General features: G+C 43.0%; 14 protein-coding genes. 5 read left to right on the forward strand and 9 right to left on the reverse strand.

Annotated elements, in window-relative coordinates; all coding sequences use genetic code 11:
- Position 1 precedes the first annotated feature (1 nt).
- From ABIN22_RS14755 to uidA, 5 genes are all read right to left on the reverse strand, one after another.
- Entirely contained in the window at positions 2 to 1,756 is a 1,755-nt protein-coding gene (locus ABIN22_RS14755; RefSeq protein WP_346909603.1) for an efflux RND transporter periplasmic adaptor subunit, read from the reverse strand.
- Between the two features lie 122 nt (positions 1,757 to 1,878).
- Positions 1,879 to 3,096 carry a sensor histidine kinase gene (locus ABIN22_RS14760; protein ID WP_346909605.1) on the reverse strand — a complete coding sequence of 406 codons (1,218 nt, stop codon included), beginning with the start codon at positions 3,094 to 3,096 and terminating at the stop codon, positions 1,879 to 1,881.
- Positions 3,089 to 3,772: a response regulator transcription factor gene (locus ABIN22_RS14765; protein ID WP_346909607.1), complete on the reverse strand. Its 684-nt coding sequence runs from the start codon at positions 3,770 to 3,772 to the stop codon at positions 3,089 to 3,091. The genes ABIN22_RS14760 and ABIN22_RS14765 overlap by 8 nt, the downstream gene beginning before the upstream one ends.
- 163 nt (positions 3,773 to 3,935) lie before the next feature.
- Complete coding sequence (locus ABIN22_RS14770) at positions 3,936 to 5,330, reverse strand: MFS transporter (protein WP_346909609.1); 1,395 nt, start codon at positions 5,328 to 5,330, stop codon at positions 3,936 to 3,938.
- Positions 5,331 to 5,345: 15 nt separating this feature from the next.
- Entirely contained in the window at positions 5,346 to 7,163 is a 1,818-nt protein-coding gene (gene uidA, locus ABIN22_RS14775; protein ID WP_346909611.1) for a beta-glucuronidase, read from the reverse strand.
- Between the two features lie 193 nt (positions 7,164 to 7,356).
- On the opposite strand from uidA, the gene ABIN22_RS14780 reads away from it, so the two are divergent.
- The 4 genes from ABIN22_RS14780 (at position 7,357) to ABIN22_RS14795 (ending at position 13,152) form a co-directional block, all read left to right on the forward strand.
- Positions 7,357 to 8,595, forward strand: a complete 1,239-nt coding sequence (locus tag ABIN22_RS14780) for a helix-turn-helix domain-containing protein (protein ID WP_109732393.1) — start codon at positions 7,357 to 7,359, stop codon at positions 8,593 to 8,595.
- Positions 8,596 to 8,725: 130 nt separating this feature from the next.
- Entirely contained in the window at positions 8,726 to 10,996 is a 2,271-nt protein-coding gene (locus ABIN22_RS14785; RefSeq protein ID WP_430517204.1) for a glycoside hydrolase family 2 protein, read from the forward strand.
- 238 nt (positions 10,997 to 11,234) lie between these two features.
- The gene (locus ABIN22_RS14790; RefSeq protein WP_346909615.1) at positions 11,235 to 12,503 is read left to right on the forward strand and encodes an AAA family ATPase; all 1,269 of its coding nucleotides are present in this window, start codon (positions 11,235 to 11,237) and stop codon (positions 12,501 to 12,503) included.
- Positions 12,496 to 13,152, forward strand: a complete 657-nt coding sequence (locus ABIN22_RS14795; protein ID WP_346909617.1) for an RloB domain-containing protein — start codon at positions 12,496 to 12,498, stop codon at positions 13,150 to 13,152. Before ABIN22_RS14790 ends, ABIN22_RS14795 begins: the two co-directional genes overlap by 8 nt.
- Positions 13,153 to 13,223: 71 nt before the next feature.
- On the opposite strand, the gene uxaC is transcribed toward ABIN22_RS14795, so the two are convergent.
- From uxaC to uxuA, 4 genes are all read right to left on the reverse strand, one after another.
- A complete protein-coding gene (uxaC, locus tag ABIN22_RS14800) occupies positions 13,224 to 14,636 on the reverse strand; it encodes a glucuronate isomerase (protein ID WP_346909619.1) in 1,413 nt (470 codons plus the stop codon).
- 27 nt (positions 14,637 to 14,663) lie between these two features.
- Positions 14,664 to 15,689 carry a sugar kinase gene (locus ABIN22_RS14805; RefSeq protein WP_346909621.1) on the reverse strand — a complete coding sequence of 342 codons (1,026 nt, stop codon included), beginning with the start codon at positions 15,687 to 15,689 and terminating at the stop codon, positions 14,664 to 14,666.
- A gap of 231 nt (positions 15,690 to 15,920) precedes the next feature.
- Positions 15,921 to 17,534 carry a mannitol dehydrogenase family protein gene (locus ABIN22_RS14810; protein ID WP_346909623.1) on the reverse strand — a complete coding sequence of 538 codons (1,614 nt, stop codon included), beginning with the start codon at positions 17,532 to 17,534 and terminating at the stop codon, positions 15,921 to 15,923.
- A 2-nt stretch (positions 17,535 to 17,536) separates the two neighbouring features.
- Complete coding sequence (gene uxuA / locus ABIN22_RS14815) at positions 17,537 to 18,604, reverse strand: mannonate dehydratase (protein WP_346909625.1); 1,068 nt, start codon at positions 18,602 to 18,604, stop codon at positions 17,537 to 17,539.
- Positions 18,605 to 18,898: 294 nt separating this feature from the next.
- Between uxuA and trhA the strand changes: the two genes are divergently transcribed.
- Positions 18,899 to 19,558 carry a PAQR family membrane homeostasis protein TrhA gene (gene trhA / locus ABIN22_RS14820; RefSeq protein ID WP_109732388.1) on the forward strand — a complete coding sequence of 220 codons (660 nt, stop codon included), beginning with the start codon at positions 18,899 to 18,901 and terminating at the stop codon, positions 19,556 to 19,558.
- Positions 19,559 to 19,606 lie beyond the last annotated feature (48 nt).

The following is a 19,606-nucleotide window of genomic DNA, read 5'->3' on the forward strand; positions in this document are numbered from 1 at the left end:
CCTACATATCTGACATAACGCCGGCCGGAACATCCACATTCCCCGGACTGCTGTCAGCCATCGCCTCGAAATAAACAGCCGTACCTTCTTTGATGCCTTTTATGATTTCTATATAGACTCCGTCTGTCATACCTGTTGTCACTTCTTTTTTTCCGGTCAGTTCTCCTGTCTTTTTATCAGTCCCGGTATAAACATAAGACTTTCCGCCTTCCTCAAACACTGCGGATGCAGGCACCGCAGTCACGTCTTTTTTCTCCTCCACGACAACCGAAGCTGCCACATTCATTCCGGAAAGCATTTTATCATTCTTAGCCGCCGTAATTTCTGCTTTGTACTTTGTTACACCACTGTTTGCAGTTCCGACTTTGTTAATATGGGTGATTTTACCTTCAAATACTTCACCAGGAAGTGCGTTTAAAGTAATGACTGCTTTCTGCCCCATTGATACGGAAAGAATATCCATCTCATCGATCTGGATACTTACCTTCATTTTATCTCCTGAGGAAATTGTAAACACATCTGCCAGTTCTGTATTCACACTTTTTTCATCCCCGGAACCTGAGCCCCCGGCACTTCCGCCTCCAAAAGAAGCCCCCGCTGAGAATCCGCCGCCCGAAAACCCATCCTCTGCTTCTCCAGCTTCCTGCGGTGTATTCTTATCGCCTTCATCGGAAGGTTTCTGCTGTTCACCCGGATCATCTTCGTTCTTATCCCCCGCTGACGGGTCTGAAGGTTCTTCCGCCGGTCCATTTGCTTCTGTTGCCGGGAAGACTGCTGTAAAGGCAATTGCATGAACAGCATCGTCTCCGGCATATTCTACATCAGAGATAGCTGCTCCCTCGATTTTTGGTTCAGCACCCTTTTCAAAGACAAAACCGGGCTTTGCAGTCAATGTAATTCTGGCTGCATATACTGTCTTTTCCTCAAATTTGTCTGCCACATGGTTCCACTCGATTTTCCCCGTATAGCCATCTGTCTCCTCGATTTCCCTGAGCTGCGGTTCCCCTGTTACTGGTGCTTTCAGTTTCAATTCCGGAAACGGCATCGTTACAGGTTCTTTGTTTTCATTTTCACCCGCTTCAGTCAGGTTAACCAGTGATATATCCGACAGGTTCCCCCCTGCACTCTGGTTCTGGGGTGTACCTGAACTGTTTCCTGAAGAAGGATTCTGCTGTCCCGGAGTACTGCCTGATCCCCCGTTCTGGGAAGAAGACTTATTCACCTCACCGGCCGCGCCGTTCACAGCTGTAACCGTGCCATTTGCAGCCGCCGTGATACTGTTTGACTGTGATATCTGGTTCAGGATATTGATTTTCTCTTCCAGATTCTTTTTGTCATTTGCCAGATTATAATATGCCGATGTTTTATTATTTGTCTGCCTGAGTTTCTTATCTGTCTCTGCCAGTTTTTCTTTTGCCTCAAGAAGACTGGCAGTTACCGTACCGCCATCCGTAAGTGCCAGCACATCCCCCGCTTTTACTTCATCTCCGACCTTTACCTTGATTTCTGTAATACGGATTCCCGTCGGGACCTTCACATCAGCGCTGTTTTCAGGCTCCAGAACGCCCGTACCCTGTATGCTCTTACTGAGATCCATCTTCCGTGCCTCTGACGGTACGATGTTCACCGATCCATCATTTGACTTTCCTCCTGCAAACACGGTCCAGCCGACCACGGCCAGAACCAGAATTCCGGCCACGCATCCGCCGGCCATCCATTTCTTATTCTTTTTTATATTGAAATTTTTGATGCCCATATCCTTCAACTCCTTTATCTTCATGTTATTTCATTTGTCTGGCTTATGATATAACAGTTTTATTGAAGAAATATTGAAACATCATTTAATTTTTTTATTCTTTCCCGGCACACGGACAGATATTATCTGTAAACAGGTAGAAATATTGTAAATACAGTCTGCCCATTTTCACTGGATACTTCAATTCTGCCCTTATGCCGTCCGGCGATTCCTGATGCAATCGGCAGTCCCAGCCCATATCTGTTTTCTGCCCGGTTTCTTCCTTTGTCGATCCTGTAGAATCTCTGGAATATTTTTTTCTGTTCTTCTTTCGGAATCTCCAGCCCGGTATTGGATATAGATACGGAGGCCCATTTCCCTTTTTTACCCAGTTTTGCCCTGATCTCCCCATGTTCACTGACATGTGCAAACGCATTATCCAAAAGAATAATCACGGCCTGTTTTAAATGTTCCTCTTCACCCTTAATGAAAACATCCTCCTGTATATCAATCCAGAATTCAATTTCTTTTTCAAAAGCGATGCTTTCAAATGGTAGAAGGGCCCCTGTCACAATTCTGCTCAGATTTACTTTCTCCTTTGCCTCCGGTAAAGACGTGTTCTCTACTTTAGCAAGTGTCAGTAATTCTTTCAGAAGTTTTCCCATCCTTACATTTTCCTCAAGAATATAATCAAGCCATTTATTCCCGCCAATCTCGCTTTTCAGATGCTGTGCGTTAGCACCAATTACAGCAAGCGGTGTTTTTAGTTCATGGCTTGCATCAGATATAAACTGTTTTTGCTGTTCGAATGCCCTTGCCGCTGGCTTTACAAGCCATCTTGCTATGAGCAGGGAACAGATTATGATCACTGCAAATCCCACCACACCGCTGATTAAGATGATTGCTGCCTGCTGTTCATAATATATGATAGTATCTGCATCGTTCATCATCACCAGAACATTGTCTTTATGCAGATACCAGTTCCTTTTATAGATCCCCTCGCTCTTATCCAGATTCAATATCTTTTGTGCCGTCCCGAGCACTTTCTCATCGTCCTGCATAACCCCTGAGCTTTTCTGGGTTACTGTAAGACCGCCGTCCTCACCCGCCTGAAATACCCATATCGGCAGGTACCAGTCATCTGCCATATAATCCTCGCGGGTCCCCTCTATACTCTCACTTCTGTTTCCTCCCGCATCCACATTGATATATCCGTCGGCGATCTGCTCCATAAGCTGCTTCTGGTATTCCGCATAATAATAGTAATTACTGATATAAAAAAACAACTGTAGTCCCAGCATGATCAGCATTAGGATTCCGGCCAGTGTAAATGCAATTCGTTTTTGAAGTTTTTTAATCATCCGCCATCTCCAATCTGTATCCGATCCCTCTTACCGACTTAATTCTTACGTTAGACGCAATAAACTTCAGCTTCCTTCTTGTAAACGAAATATATACTTCCACATTATTATACTCAGCCTCGGAATCATACCCCCACAGCTTTTCTGCAATCTGTTCCCTCGTTACAATCTGGCGTTTATTTTTAATCATAAATTCCAGAATCTGATACTCTTTTTTCCCAAGCTGTACCTCCACGCCCGTCTGCCGGTTACAAAGGATACAGGTGCGGATATCCAGTGAAATGTCCCCGAAACCGATCTGTTTCGTCTCTACTTTCCCCTGCCTTCTCGTGATTACCCTTACACGTGCAAAGAGCTCTTCCATCTCAAATGGTTTCGTTAAGTAATCATCCGCTCCCAGATCCAGCCCTTTCAGCTTATCCCCGAGTTCAGATCTTGCCGTCAGCATGAGGACGGGGGTGCTCACACCTTGTGACCTCCATTTTGACAGAATATCATAACCGTCCATTTCCGGAAGCATACCGTCCAGAATAATGACATCATAAATATCCGACATCCCCATATAATAGCCGTCCATGCCGTTATCCGCCGTATCTGCATCAAAATTTGCATCTTCAAACTCGGCTTTCAGGACATCGGCAAGTCCGGCCTCATCTTCTATAATCAGAACACGCATGTCTACGCCCTCCCGTATCTTTTTTACTATCTTAACACAGTACATGAAAAAGAACACTATTTTATGTTTCCACACAGAAAAAACGATATACTTTCCCACCGGAAAATATACCGTTTCTTGCTGCGATTATAACATTTTTATATTTTTAGTATAAGTGGCAGATTTATGCTTCTCTTCTTGCCTTCAGTGCTGCAACATTCGCTTCTACTCTCTTCTTATTAAGAGGATAGAGGAAGATCAGGCAGAGTCCCACTCCGATATAGAGTATGCCAGGGATCAGCGTTGCTATATTGTAGATTCCATTTGCAACTGCCTGTGTCTGCACCTGTACACTTGAATCATAACCTACCATGCCCAGTGCGAAACCACCGAGTCCGCCTGCAAGAGCCTGCCCGATTTTTCTGGCAAAGCTGTATACTGCATAAATTGTACCGTCTTCCCTCTTATATGTCTTTACTTCCTGGTCATCAATAACATCTGTGATGAATGCCCAAATAATCAGGTTGAAGATACCAAATCCAAAATATCCGATTACGTTGATTGCAATGTAAACTACTGCAGAATCTGTATGGATGAAGAATAAAGCAAGACATGCCAGTCCGCCGATGATACATCCAGTTGCACCAACTTCTTTTTTACCAAATTTCCTAGTGATTGGCACTGCAAATGGCGCAAGCAGCAGTGTTGGCACGATTCCGCACATACTCATAACAGATAACGCATTCTTGTTTTTAAAGTAATCAACAAATACATACTGGTTAACAGACTGTGTCATAAGGGAAGCCAGAAGCAGTAAGATTGCCGCTGCTATAATTCCTAAAAGTGCACGGTTTGTAACGAGAGTTTTTACTGTCTGGAGGAAACTTACTTTCTCAGCATTCGGGTCAGGTTCAATCTGAACACGCTCTGTAGTCAGGAAGTAGCAAAGAAGGTAACATACAACTGCAAGAATGGAAAATACACCTGCGATCATTGTAAATCTTCCGCCTTCCACGATCTGGTTTCCGGCAGCATCTGTCGTATATACGAGCAGAGGAGCGCCGACACCGATTACAAGGCCTGCGAGAGTTGCTCCCACACTTCTGAATGTGGAAAGTGATGATCTGTGGTCAGCATCTGAACTGATAACAGAAGCCATTGAGCCGTAAGGGATGTTAATAGAGGTATAAAAAATGCTTCCCCACAGGATGTATGTTACAAACATGTAAATAATCTTGACTGTCATAGATGCGCCCGCCAGTCCTGACTGGTACATCAGGAAACTTGCGATTGCAACCGGTCCGCACATTCTGCGGATCCACGGACGGAATCTTCCGTCTTTTGCTGGCTTCATTTTATCTACGATACGTCCCATTGTAACGTCAGTGAACGCATCGACACACCGTGCGACAAGGAATAACACACCAACCATACTTGCGCTGATTCCCAGCACCTTTGTATAGAATACCATCAAAAATGAACTTGCAAAGATGAATGTAAAGTCGTTACCAAAGTCACCGAACATATATCCGATCTTATCTTTTATCCCAAATAGGCGTACATTACTATTGTTTTTCATAATTTTCCTCCTCTACTATCCCTTAAAATCTACCGGGAGACTTTCCCAGCGCTGTTTCAGTTTATAGGCTACATCCTTCGGCTGTCTCTGTCTCGTAAAGATCCCTTTCTTATTACCATTGACGCGCATGATTCCCTCTGTCGTCTGGAAGTCGGCAAAATTCCAAACCTGTTCTCCTTTTACGAAATCAAAGGAATCGAATACATCATGGGTCATTTTCAGATATTCTTCCTGATATTCCTGACTCCACATAACGGATGGAAGCTTGTGCTCAGAAGCAAGTGTATCTGCACCATATTCCGTGAAGATGAATGGTTTGTTCACATTCATGGCTTTCCAGCCTTCCAGTTCTTTGATCAGCATTTCTCTTGCATCCATCATCTCGTGGCCGCCCTTTACATACCATCCATAGTATCTGTTGAGTGCCACGATATCGCTGAACTGGTGGCATTTACATGTTCCGGGCACTGCATTCATGACCAGTGCGAATGTGCGCGGACGCTTCTGTTCATCCAGTTCGTGAGCCTTGTCGAAGACTTCTTTGAAATACGGCACAGCGGCATCACTCGTCGATTCCGGTTCATTCAGAAGGCTCCATGCGATAACGCTTGGATGATTCTTGTCTCTTGCGATCATCTCTTCTAACGCATGTAAATGATTCTTGAGAAGTTCAGGCGTTGTCTCTTTCTCAAAGAATGCCGTCTGCTTTCCCGTGCTCGCTTCCATAAAATTCATCAGGCTTTCAAACAATCCGACCGCCGGAACCTCGTCGATAATCAGGAATCCTTCCCTGTCTGCCATCTGATAGATTTCCTCACTGTACGGGTAATGGGATGTTCGGAATGAATTCGCGCCAATCCATTTCATCAGCTCAAAATCACGCTTCATTACTCCAATGTTAAATCCGCGCCCTATAATGTCGCTGTCCTCATGCTTACCGAACCCTTTGAGGTAGACCGGCTTCCCGTTCAGAAGGATGCTGGTATCTTTCACTTCTACCGTGCGGATACCAATTTCCTGCCTGTATTCATCGATCACCTCCGCACCGTCTGTAATCTGCACCATCATGCTGTAAAGATAGGCATTGTGCACTTCCCAAAGATGTGCATTCTTTACATCCAGAACGCCCTCTTTTCCCTGGGCGGATGCCGCCACATTTCCTTCTGCATCACACAGTGTAACCAGAACGGTATGTTCTCCTGTCGTGTCTATCCTGTAGGATACCTTTGCATCTTCACCACAGAGTTCATAATCTGTTGTAATATCAAAGATGTATTCCTGCGGAACCGCTGTCAGATATACACTCCTCTGAAGTCCTGAATAATTAAAGAAATCAAAATATGGCTTTGCCATTTTCTTCCCATTACTTAAGGTAATGGTTGTTCCGCAGGGGATATTTGTAACAGACAGTTCATTGTTTACCTTTACAACCAGTTTGTTCTGTGCATTGTAGCGTACCACGTCCGTAACATCCGCAGAAAATGGAAGAAATCCACCCAGATGTTCTGTAACCTTCACACCGTTCACAAAAACTTCAGCCCTGTGGGTAGCACAGCCAAATCTTACAAAAACTTTTTTCCCTTCCCATTCTCCCGGGATAAACATATCCTTTTCATACCAAAAGTCTCCCGCATATTCGCGGATATCCTTTTCTGTATAAAAATCCTGAAAACTGGCCGGTACGGGAATGCTGTCCGGGCTGGGAAGACCTTCCGTCCATCCTGAAGCAATTCCCTCCTCTTTCTCATCCAGCTGAAAGTTCCACATTCCATCCATAGAAACTGCTCTTCTGGATACCGTTGACTCTGGGTACAGCATTGAATAATCTAACATTGTATTCCCTCCTTCTTTATATTGGACATTCTAATCGAATTCTCATTTTACAGTGAGGAATTTTTTTGTTAATTTCCGTCTTTTTTTTACGGTATATTGAATTCCCCCAAAAATTATACTAAAACATGCGATAATATTACGATTGACGCAACGTATAAACTGTTAAAATATAGTTAGTATAAGGAGGAATTTTATGCATTACGAAGCGGAATTAATTTTTTTCAGAAAACTTTTAAGAAATTTTCACCTGAATACAAATATTTTAAATTCAAGTGAACCTGACATCCCTGTATTCGACTCAGGCCTTAGAAAGCTGATCTATTCTGAATCCGACTATTCCAGACTATTCCATGAACGTCTGGCCGACACGAAGCCCAATACCATTTACCGCGTTTCTGATGAATATCTGTGCAGTTATATCTTTTTCAGGCTGCCGGAGACAGAGGGAGACCAATGTCTGATCATAGGTCCGTATACACAGGTGGAACATCCACTCCGTGTTATATTGAACTGTGCCGAAAAACTTTCCATTCCGTCTTCACTGTTCCCGCAGCTGGAAAAGTATTACTCGGATCTGCCCCTGATTCCTGACGAAAGTACAATCTTTGCCCTTGTAAATACCTTCGGGGAAACTATCTGGGGAAGTCTGGATCATTTCTCTGTGGAATATATCGAGCGCAGCCTTCCGCAGGATTATGAGCCGGTTGCCTCCAGACCTGATTTTAAGGACACTGAGGAACCGCTTATCAGCATGCAGATCATGGAAGAACGGTATGCCGCTGAAAACAGGATGATACAGGCAGTTTCACAGGGACTTGTACATAAAGCCGAAATGATGATCTCTAACACGGCAAACCAGGGAATGGAAGACCGGATCGCCGACCCGGTCCGCAATCTGAAAAATTACTGTATCATTTTAAAAACGCTTCTAAGGAAAGGGGCCGAAGCCGGAGCCGTACACCCACTCCATATTGACAGTCTTACTTCTAAATTTGCAAAGAAGATTGAATTGATCCATTCCCCGGAGGAAGCATATGCCTTAAATCAGGAAATGGTGAGAAAATACTGCCTGCTTGTTAAAAACCATTCCATGAAGGGGTACTCTCTTCTTATTAGAAAGGTTCTGACCAGAATCGATTCTGACCTCACCGCAGACTTAAGCCTCAAGACACAGGCCGACCTTCTAAATGTGAATGCAAGCTACCTTTCTACATTATTTAAGAAAGAAACCGGAGTTACCCTGACCGATTACGTGAGCCGGAAACGTGTGGAACATGCAGTCTTCCTTCTAAATTCCACAGATATGCAGATACAGACAATCGCACAGTACTGCGGTATCCCGGATGTAAACTACTTTACGAAAACATTTAAAAAATATGTGCAGAAGACGCCAAAAGAATACCGCGAAAGCGTAGCGCCTTACTCAGCGTAGATATTAGGGAATGCGCAAAAATATTACGATATTTCATAATAATTCTACTCACAGCTTTCGTTCTGAAATGCTAGAATAGCCATAAATAAGATTATAAAAATTGTTAACAATAGTAAATGGAGGAAATGAAATGCGAAATTACATGAAATTAGAAACAAACTGGCTTTTTACAAAGGAACCGCAGACAGATGTTCCTGTTACACTTAATGAAAGCTGGGAGACTGTTACCCTGCCGCATTCCTGGAACCGGTATGACGGACAGGATGGCAAAGCCGACTTCTACCGGGGAAAGTGCTGGTATGTAAAGGAACTGGATCTAGCCGGAAGAAAACCCGCAGCACGTGTATATGTGGAAGTCCCGGCTGCTTCTTCTGCCTGCGAAGTCTATATAAATGGTCAGAAAGCAGTGGAACACGAAGGCGGATACAGCCTCTTCCGCGCTGATATTACGTCCTATCTGAAAGATGAGGAAAACATATTATCCATCATGGTAAACAACGAGCATCAGGACCAGATCTATCCGCAGATGGCAGACTTCACATTCTACGGCGGCCTGTACCGGGGTGTCAATCTGATTTATGTGCCTGAGACACATTTCGATCTGGATTATTACGGCTCACAGGGGCTCATTGTATCCTCTTCCATTACAGGAGAAAAACAGGCAAAAGTAACGCTGCATGCTTATGTGGAAAATCCGGGAGAAAGTGATCAGGTTCTTTTTACCATCTATGACCAGGATAAAAAAGAAACAGCGGTAATCTCAAGGCCTGCCGAAAAAGATACTGCCGCCGAAATTACATTGACGGACATCCATCTGTGGCAGGGTGTGGAAGATCCGTATCTCTACGGTGTAGAAGCATTATTGGTGCGTCATAATGAAGTATTGGACGAGGTACACACAAGGCATGGTTTCCGTGAATTTTCCGTAGATCCCCAGAAAGGGTTCTATCTGAATGGAGTCCTCACTCCTCTGCGCGGTGTATCCCGTCATCAGGACCGTCTGGATCTTGGAAACGCACTGACTTACAAAGAGCATTTAGAAGATGCACAGCTTATCCGGGAACTCGGGGCCAACACAATCCGTCTGGCACATTATCAGCATAGTCAGGACTTTTATGATATCTGCGATGAAATGGGATTCGTAATCTGGGCGGAGATACCGTTTATCTCTTCCATGAACCCGCTTCCGGCAGCGCATGAAAACTGTATCAGCCAGATGAAGGAGCTGATCTTCCAGAATTATAACCACGCCAGCATCTGTTTCTGGGGAATCTCCAACGAGATTACAATCGGAGGCGACTCCAATCCTCAGCTGACAGAAAACTTAAAAGACCTGAACCGCCTTGTACATGAACTGGACCCGGGCCGTCTTTCCACGATGGCACAGGTTTCCCAGCTCTCTATGGAGGACGAGCAGAACCAGATCACAGACGTACTCAGCTACAACCATTATTTCGGATGGTATCAGGGAAAAATGACAGACAATGAGAAATGGCTGGATGCTTTCCACGCGATGCATCCCGGACGTGCGCTCGGTATTTCGGAGTATGGCTGTGAAGGAATCATTACGTATCACAATGACGATCCTAAAGCTGGTGATTACAGCGAAGAATATCAGGCACTGTACCATGAACACATGGTGAAAATAATCAATGAACGCCCCTGGCTGTGGGCAACACACATCTGGAACATGTTCGACTTCGGCTGCGACGCCAGAGATGAAGGCGGCGTAGCAGGACGGAATAACAAGGGGCTTGTCACACTGGACCGCAAGGTTAAGAAAGACATCTTCTACCTGTACCAGTCATACTGGAGCAAGAACCCGGTACTGCATATCTGCAGCAAGCGCTATGCAAAGCGGGCACAGGATAAGATTACAGTTAAAATATACAGTAACAGCCCGGAAGTTGAATTATTCGCAGACGGCGTACTGGTTGAAAAGAAATCGGCCGACCATGTATTTGTCTTTGAAAACGTCAGCCTGAATGACGGATTTACAACAATTACAGCAAAAGCCGGCGGACTTACAGATACTACCTGTTTCGAAAAAGTAACCGAGCCGTATGCACCTTACGTACTGGTTGAAGACGAATCCGATACAGGTGTAACAAACTGGTTCGATGATGTTGACGTAACCCAGAAACGTCCTTTAACCTTTGATGAAGCGTATTTCTCCATTAAAGATACGATGAACGACATCCTTAAAAATGATGAAGCAAGCTCAGTACTCGTCAATTCCATCAGCAGTATGATGGGCATGAAGCTGAAAAAATCCATGCTTGCAATCATGGGCAGTCAGACTTTGGAAGGAATGAGTTCAAAACTTCCCGCAAAGGAAGGAGTCGACGGGGAGGCAATTATCTCCTATATCAATTCAGAACTACAGAAAATCAAGAAATAAGAAGACCATACGAAAAAATGGTGACTTGTAGGGGAGCGGACTACTGCTCCCCTACAAGTAAATCAAACAGTAATTTGGAATGGGGCAGCCACAATAGAGGCCGCCCTATTTTGTTATATTATCGCAAAAGATGGATATACTATTTAAATCAAAAAAGTGATTTGACCATTCTGATTTTATGTATTATAATAATAAAAGTAACAATTCAAATCAAAAAAATGTTTTTAGGAGGTGTCCCATGATACTTAATTATAAATTCAAAAACTTTATGTCTTTTAAAGAAAACGTGGAATTTTCAATGATGGCCCCAAAAACAAAAGTTAAAAATAGATTCCCCAATAATTATGTTACTTCAGATACTGGAATTGACGTGTTAAAAACTGCCGTAGTAATTGGAGAAAACGCCGGAGGAAAGTCAAACTTTGTTAGAAGTCTATCCTATTTACAATCATTCTTTGTAGAAACCGAAACACCCAAAACATATAGAAACGTTATAAACACGAATAACAATCAAGATTTTTGTCCTAAAAAGAATAACACTTTACAATCCTTTGAAATTGAAGTCTTAATCAAGGAAAATCTCTTATATCTCTATCATTTAGAAGTAGATTTCATGGGTATTGTAAAGGAGACATTTTATGTTAAAAATAAAGTGAAAAATAAATATAAAAAAATATTTTCAATGGAAAGAAGCGACTACACGATAGAATGTAATAATGAAAATGAATGTACAAATAGTAATAAGTGCCTTACCAAAGCTAATACTGTATATCTTTTAGATGTACCGGGGTCTGAAAACGAAATAGAGAAATCTCTGGAAAAAGCGGCCAATAAAGAAAAACTGATCGGATTAACTATAACTAAGCTGGCAATGTTAGGCAACGAACATACTATTACTTTTACAGACTGGATAAAAAATTACTTGTGCCCAGAGACTAATATTATAAATTATGATATCTATAAATCTATGAAAAACGAAGATGATGATTTGCGAATATTACACGATTCAAGGTATTTAGATATTTTTAGGATGGTTGACCATAGTATTATCAGTTTCAAAGTGGATGAAGAAAAACCGTTTTCAAAAACAATTATAGTAAGGCGAAAAAAAGACGGCAGTACTTTTACCAGAGAACTTGTACAAGATTCAAGCGGTGTCCGTGAATATTTTGCATGGGCTGTTCAGATTTTTAAAGTAGTATATGAAAATAAGACTGTCTTTGCAGATGAAATGGATAGAGTGTTAAATCCTGTTTTGTCTGACAGAGTAATTTCTTTTATTTGTGGGAAGAATCACTCTGGACAATTTGTTTTTACTACGCACAATGTTTTACATCTTGATTTAAAAAATTATATGAAAGAACAAATCTATTTTATCACAAAAGATATTGAAACTTTAGAATCAGAATTATATTCATTAGCAGATTTTCCGGAAATACGATATGAAACTACTAAAATATACGAATTTTACATGAAGGGTATTTTAGGGGGTACGGCTATTGAGTAGAAAAACACGTGAGATAAAAAAGAACTTCAAAGTTTTTTGTGAAGGAGATACAGAATATAATTATATAGATGAAATGCGTCGACAAAAAAGACTATCTATCGCCCTGAAACCTTTGAATATGAAGGGTGGTGGTTATAGTAATTTGGGGGAGCAAGTTAAAACTGATGGTACCACAAATTGTTTAGCAAAGTTTATAATTATTGATGGAGACCGGGCAATAGCGGAAGATGGCGAGAAGAAAAAGCTGCGAGAGCTGTTAGAATACTGTATACTGCAAAACCGAAACAGAAGAATACCACATTTTCTAATTGTCAATTATCCTGATTTTGAATATCTTGCATGTTTGCATATACGAAAATATAAAGGACAAAATGCCGCACAATATATTGTCAAGGAATTAGGATATAAAAGTGTTGATGAATTCAAGGCAGACAAAAAAGTTTATAATGTTCTTAATACAAACGGAAATTCTTATAACCTAATGTTATCCTTACTAAAAGATGAATTTTGCTTTGTTATTAACAGCTTCTCAATTAACAAAAAACAATATGAAATAAAAACTTCTACTGTTTATGATTGGAGTAAATTAGGCGTAAAAGGCTCAAACATACATGAATTTTTTAAGGTTATAAATAGTTTTAATATATGATTAATATTTCATACTTTATTGAGACCGCAAATGTTCTATCCGTTTGCGGTCTCTGTAGCTTTCTTTATTTTTTAGACCTTTAAGTCAAACCCGAAATATCTCACTGCATTGCGATAGGATATTCCCTTTACAATCTTCTCCAGTGCTGTATAGTCCTCCGGATACTCTCCGTTTTCTACCCAGCCCCCGATCAGCTCACACATGATCCTTCTGAAGTATTCATGCCTTGTGTAAGATAAAAAGCTTCTGGAATCTGTCAGCATTCCTATGAAGTTTCCAAGAAGGCCCAGATTAGCCAGAGAGATCATCTGCTCTGTCATTCCTGTTTTGTTATCATTAAACCACCATGCACTTCCCTGCTGAATCTTTCCGACTGCTGAAGAATTCTGGAAGCATCCGATGATTGTACCGATAGATGCATTATCTGTCGGGTTCAGAGAATAGAGGACTGTCTTCGGAAGTTCATCCGTCTTGGCAAGGGCATTCAGATAATCTGCCATTTCAGCGGACGGTGCATAATTATTAATACAGTCAATTCCTGCATCCGGTCCCAGGGATTCGAATACCCTTCTGTTGTTGTCACGCTTTACTCCGTAGTGTATCTGCATAACCCAGTTCTTTTTATTATATTCTTTCCCCATTACAGTCATAAAGGCCGTTTTGAATTTCAGTTCTTCCTGGCGGCTAACCGCTTCCCCTGCCAGTCTTTTTGCAAAAATTGCTTCGATTTCCTCGTCAGATGCCGGAGCGTACATTACATATTCCAGGCTGTGGTCCGATATTCTGCATCCGTTTTCCTCAAAGAAATCCAGTCTCTTTTTCAATGCATCTGTCAGTGCTTTGAAGCTGTTAATTTCCACACCGCTTACTTCACTTAATTTTTTCAGATATTCCTCGTAGTCTGGTTTTTCCAGATTCATTGCCTTATCCGGACGCCATGCCGGAAGTACCTGCACATCAAAGCTCTCATCTGAAGCGATCTTCTGATGCCATTCGAGAGAATCAGCCGGATCATCCGTCGTACAGATCAGTGTAACATCAGACTGTCTGATCAGATTGCGGGCAGTCATATCGTCCTGCGCAAGTTTTTCATTACACAGATTCCAGACTTCCTCTGCTGTCTCGCTGTTCAAATATCCCGTATATCCAAAGTATTTCTTCAGTTCCAGATGGCTCCAGTGATAGAGGGGGTTTCCGATTGCCATTTCCAGTGTTTCCGCCCATTTCTGGAACTTCTCACGGTCTGATGCATCTCCGGTGATGTACTTCTCCTCTACCCCGTTCGAGCGCATCTGGCGCCATTTGTAATGGTCCGCCTCCAGCCATGCCTGCGTAATATTTTCGAACTTCCTGTCCTCATAGATCTCCTGCGGGCTGATATGGCAGTGGTAATCCAGAACCGGCATTACTTCTGCATACTCATGATAAAGTTTCTTTGCTGTTTCTGTTGATAACAGAAAATCGTCATCCATGAATTTTTTCATAACTGTTCTCCATTTCTTCTTATATAATTATCTCTTCATCTCACTGTGGTAACCTGTATTTTCATGATCATCAATAATATCCTGAATCTCGGTACATGTCAGAGACGGCATGTCTCCCGGTATCGTGTTTTTCACCGCACTGCTGGCATTTCCATACTTCAATGCCTTTTCACAGTCCCCATTCTCCGACAGAAGGCCGTAGAGCACACCGGATACATAAGCATCCCCGCTTCCGATCCGGTCCACCACCTCGATATTTTTGTATGGCTCCTCCTCATAGTAACGGTCTTTCCCTGCGTCATAGATTACAGATGTAAAGCTGTGGACTTTTGGACTGTGGACTGTTCTTTGAGTGGATGCAATGACTGATATCGGGTAGTCCCGCGCAAAACTCTTCATGATCGTTTTGACATCCCCTTCCTTGCCGAATGTCAGTCTTGCAGTATCTTCCGAGCAGAAGAAGATATCTACATATGGCAGTATGCCTTCGATACATTCTCTTGCTTCCTCACCTGTCCACAGGTTTCCCCTGAAATTCACATCAAAGGAGATCAGTGTCCCGTGTTCTTTAAAACGTTTGATCATTTCCACGCCGGTCTTACGGCACGGTCCGCTAAGTGCCAGTGTAATCCCGGATGTGTGGAAACAGCGTGCCGCCTCGTAGATTTCTTCTGGAAATTCATCAGCCGTAATGCGGGTCATTGACGAGTGCTGTCTGTCGTATACGACTCCCGGCTTTCTCGGGTAAGCGCCGTTCTCATAGTAGTAGACACCAAGTCTGGCGTCCCTGCCGGTGTCATAAACGAGATAATCATCGCTGACCCCGCTGAACCTGATTTTATTTTTTGCGAAAATGCCGATGCTCGTATCCGGTATCCTTGAAATAATACCGGATCTCAGGCCAAGCAGAGATACCCCGGAAGCGACATTGAGTTCCGCGCCCCCTACCTGCTTCTGAAAGGCATCCCCCCTGACAATCCGTTCATTATCCGGCGGTGATAGTCTCAGCAGTATCTCGCCGAGTGCTAACAGGTCAAACTCTTTTTTCTGCATCCAATCCCTCCTTCATACAATCGCTGTTCCTTTGAATAAAGCTGCCACTTAAAGTGACAGCCTCATTCCATCTTTTCCGGTGTCTGATTACTTCTGTACAAGATGCACAGCATCTTTTGCATCCTCCAGTACGGCTACAGGTACAATTCCGATTCTCTTGATCTGCTCTAATACTTCGTTCATCTTAATTTCTCCTTCTTACCATGCCATACAAACTGTAAGTTACGGTCCTTATTTCACGTATTTATTCAACACCCCGCGCACTGCCCCTGTTCCGGCAATCATTTCGCGGAAGTATCCGCAGACTTTATCAGCCATGCCGGTTTCGAATAAGTTCACGCCAAAGATCTTCTCATTTTCCAGAACCGGCTTCAGTGCAGACTCAACGTCAGCATCTTCACCAAGTCTGAACCCTGCGACATACGGGCATACCGTATCCAGAAGCGGGTCAGGGCTTAATTCGAATGTATTTCCGTTATCATCTACTGCCATCAGATAGCGCAGCCATCCTGCAAATACAAGGGGAATCAGTTTTAGGTCACCTGTATTTCGTTCAGGGGATGCCTCATACGCTTTGATTGTCTCCCCATAACGGATTGCAAGCTTCTGTGAAGTATCTGTTGCAATTCTCTGCGGTGTGTCAGGCATAAACGGATTCGGGATACGCACATTGATTACAGTATCAATAAATTCTTTTGGATCCAGAACACCCGGATTAATAACAACAGGCAGTCCTTCTGTATATCCGATGCCCTCAACCAGTTTTTTCAGTGTATCATCTTTCATTTCTTTCGAAATCAGATCATATCCGAGTACACATCCGAATACAGCAAGTGCAGTATGGAGCGGATTCAAGCATGTGCAGACTTTCATTTTCTCAACTTTGTCTACTGTCTCACGTTCCGTGAACATCAGACCGCCCTTTTCCAGCTCAGGACGTCCGTTCGGGAAAGCATCCTCGATGACAAGATATTCACATTCCTCTGCATTTACAAATGGTGCAACATATGTGTTTTTAGATGTAACAACAGCTTCCAGTTCCTCTACGCCGTCCTTTTTCAGGATTTCCTCTACGGAGGCATCCGGGCGCGGTGTGATCTTGTCGATCATGGTCCACGGGAACGTTACTTTCTCTTTTGTATTGACATATTGAAGGAATCCTGCGTCTGTAAGCGAATTAGCGGTCCACTTTTCCGCAAAAGTATTCACTGCGGCGTACAGCTTATCCCCGTTGTGTGAACAGTTATCCATACTCACCATAGCGATCGGCTTCCCGCCGTTTTTGTAACGTGTATATAAAAGGGATGCAACTTTACCGATATAGCTAGCCGGCTTCTCCGGGCCATTATTGAAATCTGCCTCCACTGCCGGAAGAAGTTCGCCTTTTCCGTTAACGAGACTGTATCCCTTCTCCGTGATTGTAAAAGTTGCCATCTGGAGGGAATCTTTGCTGAAGATCTCTCTTAAGCGTCCGAATTCTGCATCATTTTCTGAATCCAGAATGCAGGATTCCATGACACTTCCTACGACTGTTTTTTCTACACTTCCGTCCGCTTTCAGGGTTACAAGAATGGAATAATCATCATGAGGGCGGTTCATTTTCTCAATGATCTCATAGTCAAATCCCTCTGCCACAACCAGACCTCTGTCGAGCGCCCCTTCATTCAGCAGGTTCTGCACTACATTTGCCTGAAATGCGCGGAAGATATTGCCTGCCCCGAAGTGAATCCAGAAAGGATTTTCTTTTGTAGCCGCCTTTACAGCCTCTCGGTCAAACTTTGGAAGCTGAAACCCTGCTGCTTCCCACTGTGCTTTATTTTCAAGACCTTTTTCATTTAATTTCATAACTATCTTGCTCCTTTCTCAATTGCTTCCCATAATCCATTCAGATAAGCTGCCCCTAATGCCCTGTCATACAGTCCATATCCCGGCATTGCCACTTCATCCCAGATCATACGTCCGTGGTCTGGCCTGATCGGTCCGGTAAATCCGATCTCATACAGTGCTTTCATGATCTCATACATGTCGAATGTTCCGTCGCTTGACAGATGTGCCGCCTCTTCGAAATCGGTCGGGCTGTTAAATTTCAGGTTGCGGACATGTGCAAAATGAATTCTCCCTTTCAGTGAACGGATCATGTCCGGAAGATCATTCTGCAGGTTTGTTCCGTAAGAACCTGAACAGAACGTCACACCATTGTGCGGGTTATCTACCATATTCATCATGCGGTGGATGTTTGTCTTGTTAATAATGATACGTGGGAGTCCAAAAACGCTCCATGCAGGATCATCCGGGTGGATTGCCATGTTGATATCATATTTATCACATACCGGCATGATTCTTTCGAGGAAATACTTCAGGTTTTCAAACAGTTTATCATCGTCGATGTCTTTGTACATTGCAAAAAGGTCTTTTACATGGGCCATACGCTCCGGCTCCCATCCCGGCATCACAGTTCCGTTCATATCCCCTGCAATGGAGTCAAACATTTTCTCAGGGTCGAGCGCGTCGACTGCCTCCTGTGTGTATGCAAGAACAGTAGATCCGTCCGGTCTCACTCTTGCGAGTTCTGTACGTGTCCAGTCAAATACCGGCATGAAATTATAGCATACAAGGTGGATATCTTCTTCACCCAAGTTCTGTAGTGTTTCGATATAATTGTCAATATACTGGTCGCGGTCAGCTGCCCCTGTCTTGATCGCATCGTGTACATTCACACTCTCGATTCCTGCAACATGAAGTCCTGCTGCCTCTACCTCATCTTTCATTGCGCGGATGCGTACCCTGCTCCAGACTTCGCCCGGTGCTGTATCATACAATGTTGTGATCACTCCGGTTACTCCCGGGATTTGTCTGATCTGTTTCAGTGTTACCGTGTCGAATTTTGAACCGTACCATCTCAATGTCATTTCCATAATATTGTTCTCCTTTTTCGTCCCATTCTGAGGCTTTTTTAGTTCCTTTTGTGCCTGTTCTTTACTTGTTGAGTTTATTATAAATCTTCCCTGAAAAAATCCAATTGGCAGAGTTGTTGTATACATTGCAAAAATTGTGAATTGAAGTTTTTTGGCAATTTTTAACACGAAAAATCCTTTGTTCTTCAAAGGAAGTACTTGCAATTTAGTTATAATCGTTGTAATATATGCATATACTAAACGTAGTTTTTAAAACTACATGCAAGGTTTTCATTTTCTAGGAGGCGTATCATTATGAACAAAAAACAATTACTGAAAGATCCCGGAAGCGCAATCACACATTTTATCGGAATGCTGATGGCAATATTTGCCGCCATTCCACTATTGATAAAAGCTGCACATGAACCAGGCAGGGTTTACATTATCTCTCTTGCCATCTACGCGGCAAGCCTGATTTTATTGTACGCAGCAAGTACCACTTACCATACGTTCGATTTATCAGAAAAAGTAAATACGATACTTAAAAAGATTGACCACATGATGATCTTCATCTTAATTGCCGGCAGCTATACACCAATTTGTCTGCTCGTGCTCAATCCCGGATCGGGGAAAATCCTGCTTGGGGTGATCTGGGGAATCGCAATCGTTGGTATCCTGATAAAAGCATTCTGGGTATTCTGTCCGAAATGGGTCTCTTCTGTGCTGTATATCGGGATGGGATGGACGTGTGTACTTGCATTTACACAACTGCTGAATAACATGTCCAGGCCGGCATTTCTATGGCTGCTTGCCGGAGGGATTATATACACGGTTGGGGGAATCATCTATGCACTGAAGGTACCGATTTTTGATAGTAAACATAAAAACTTCGGGAGCCATGAGATATTTCACCTGTTTGTGATGGGCGGAAGCGCGTGCCACTTCATACTCATGTATGCATTCCTTCTCCCATAAATTCTTCCATAAATGAAGGCAGACAAAAGAAGCCAACATAAAAAGAAA

The sequence above is a fragment of the Faecalicatena orotica genome, assembly GCF_905197545.1.
Lineage (GTDB): Bacteria > Bacillota > Clostridia > Lachnospirales > Lachnospiraceae > Faecalicatena_A > Faecalicatena_A orotica.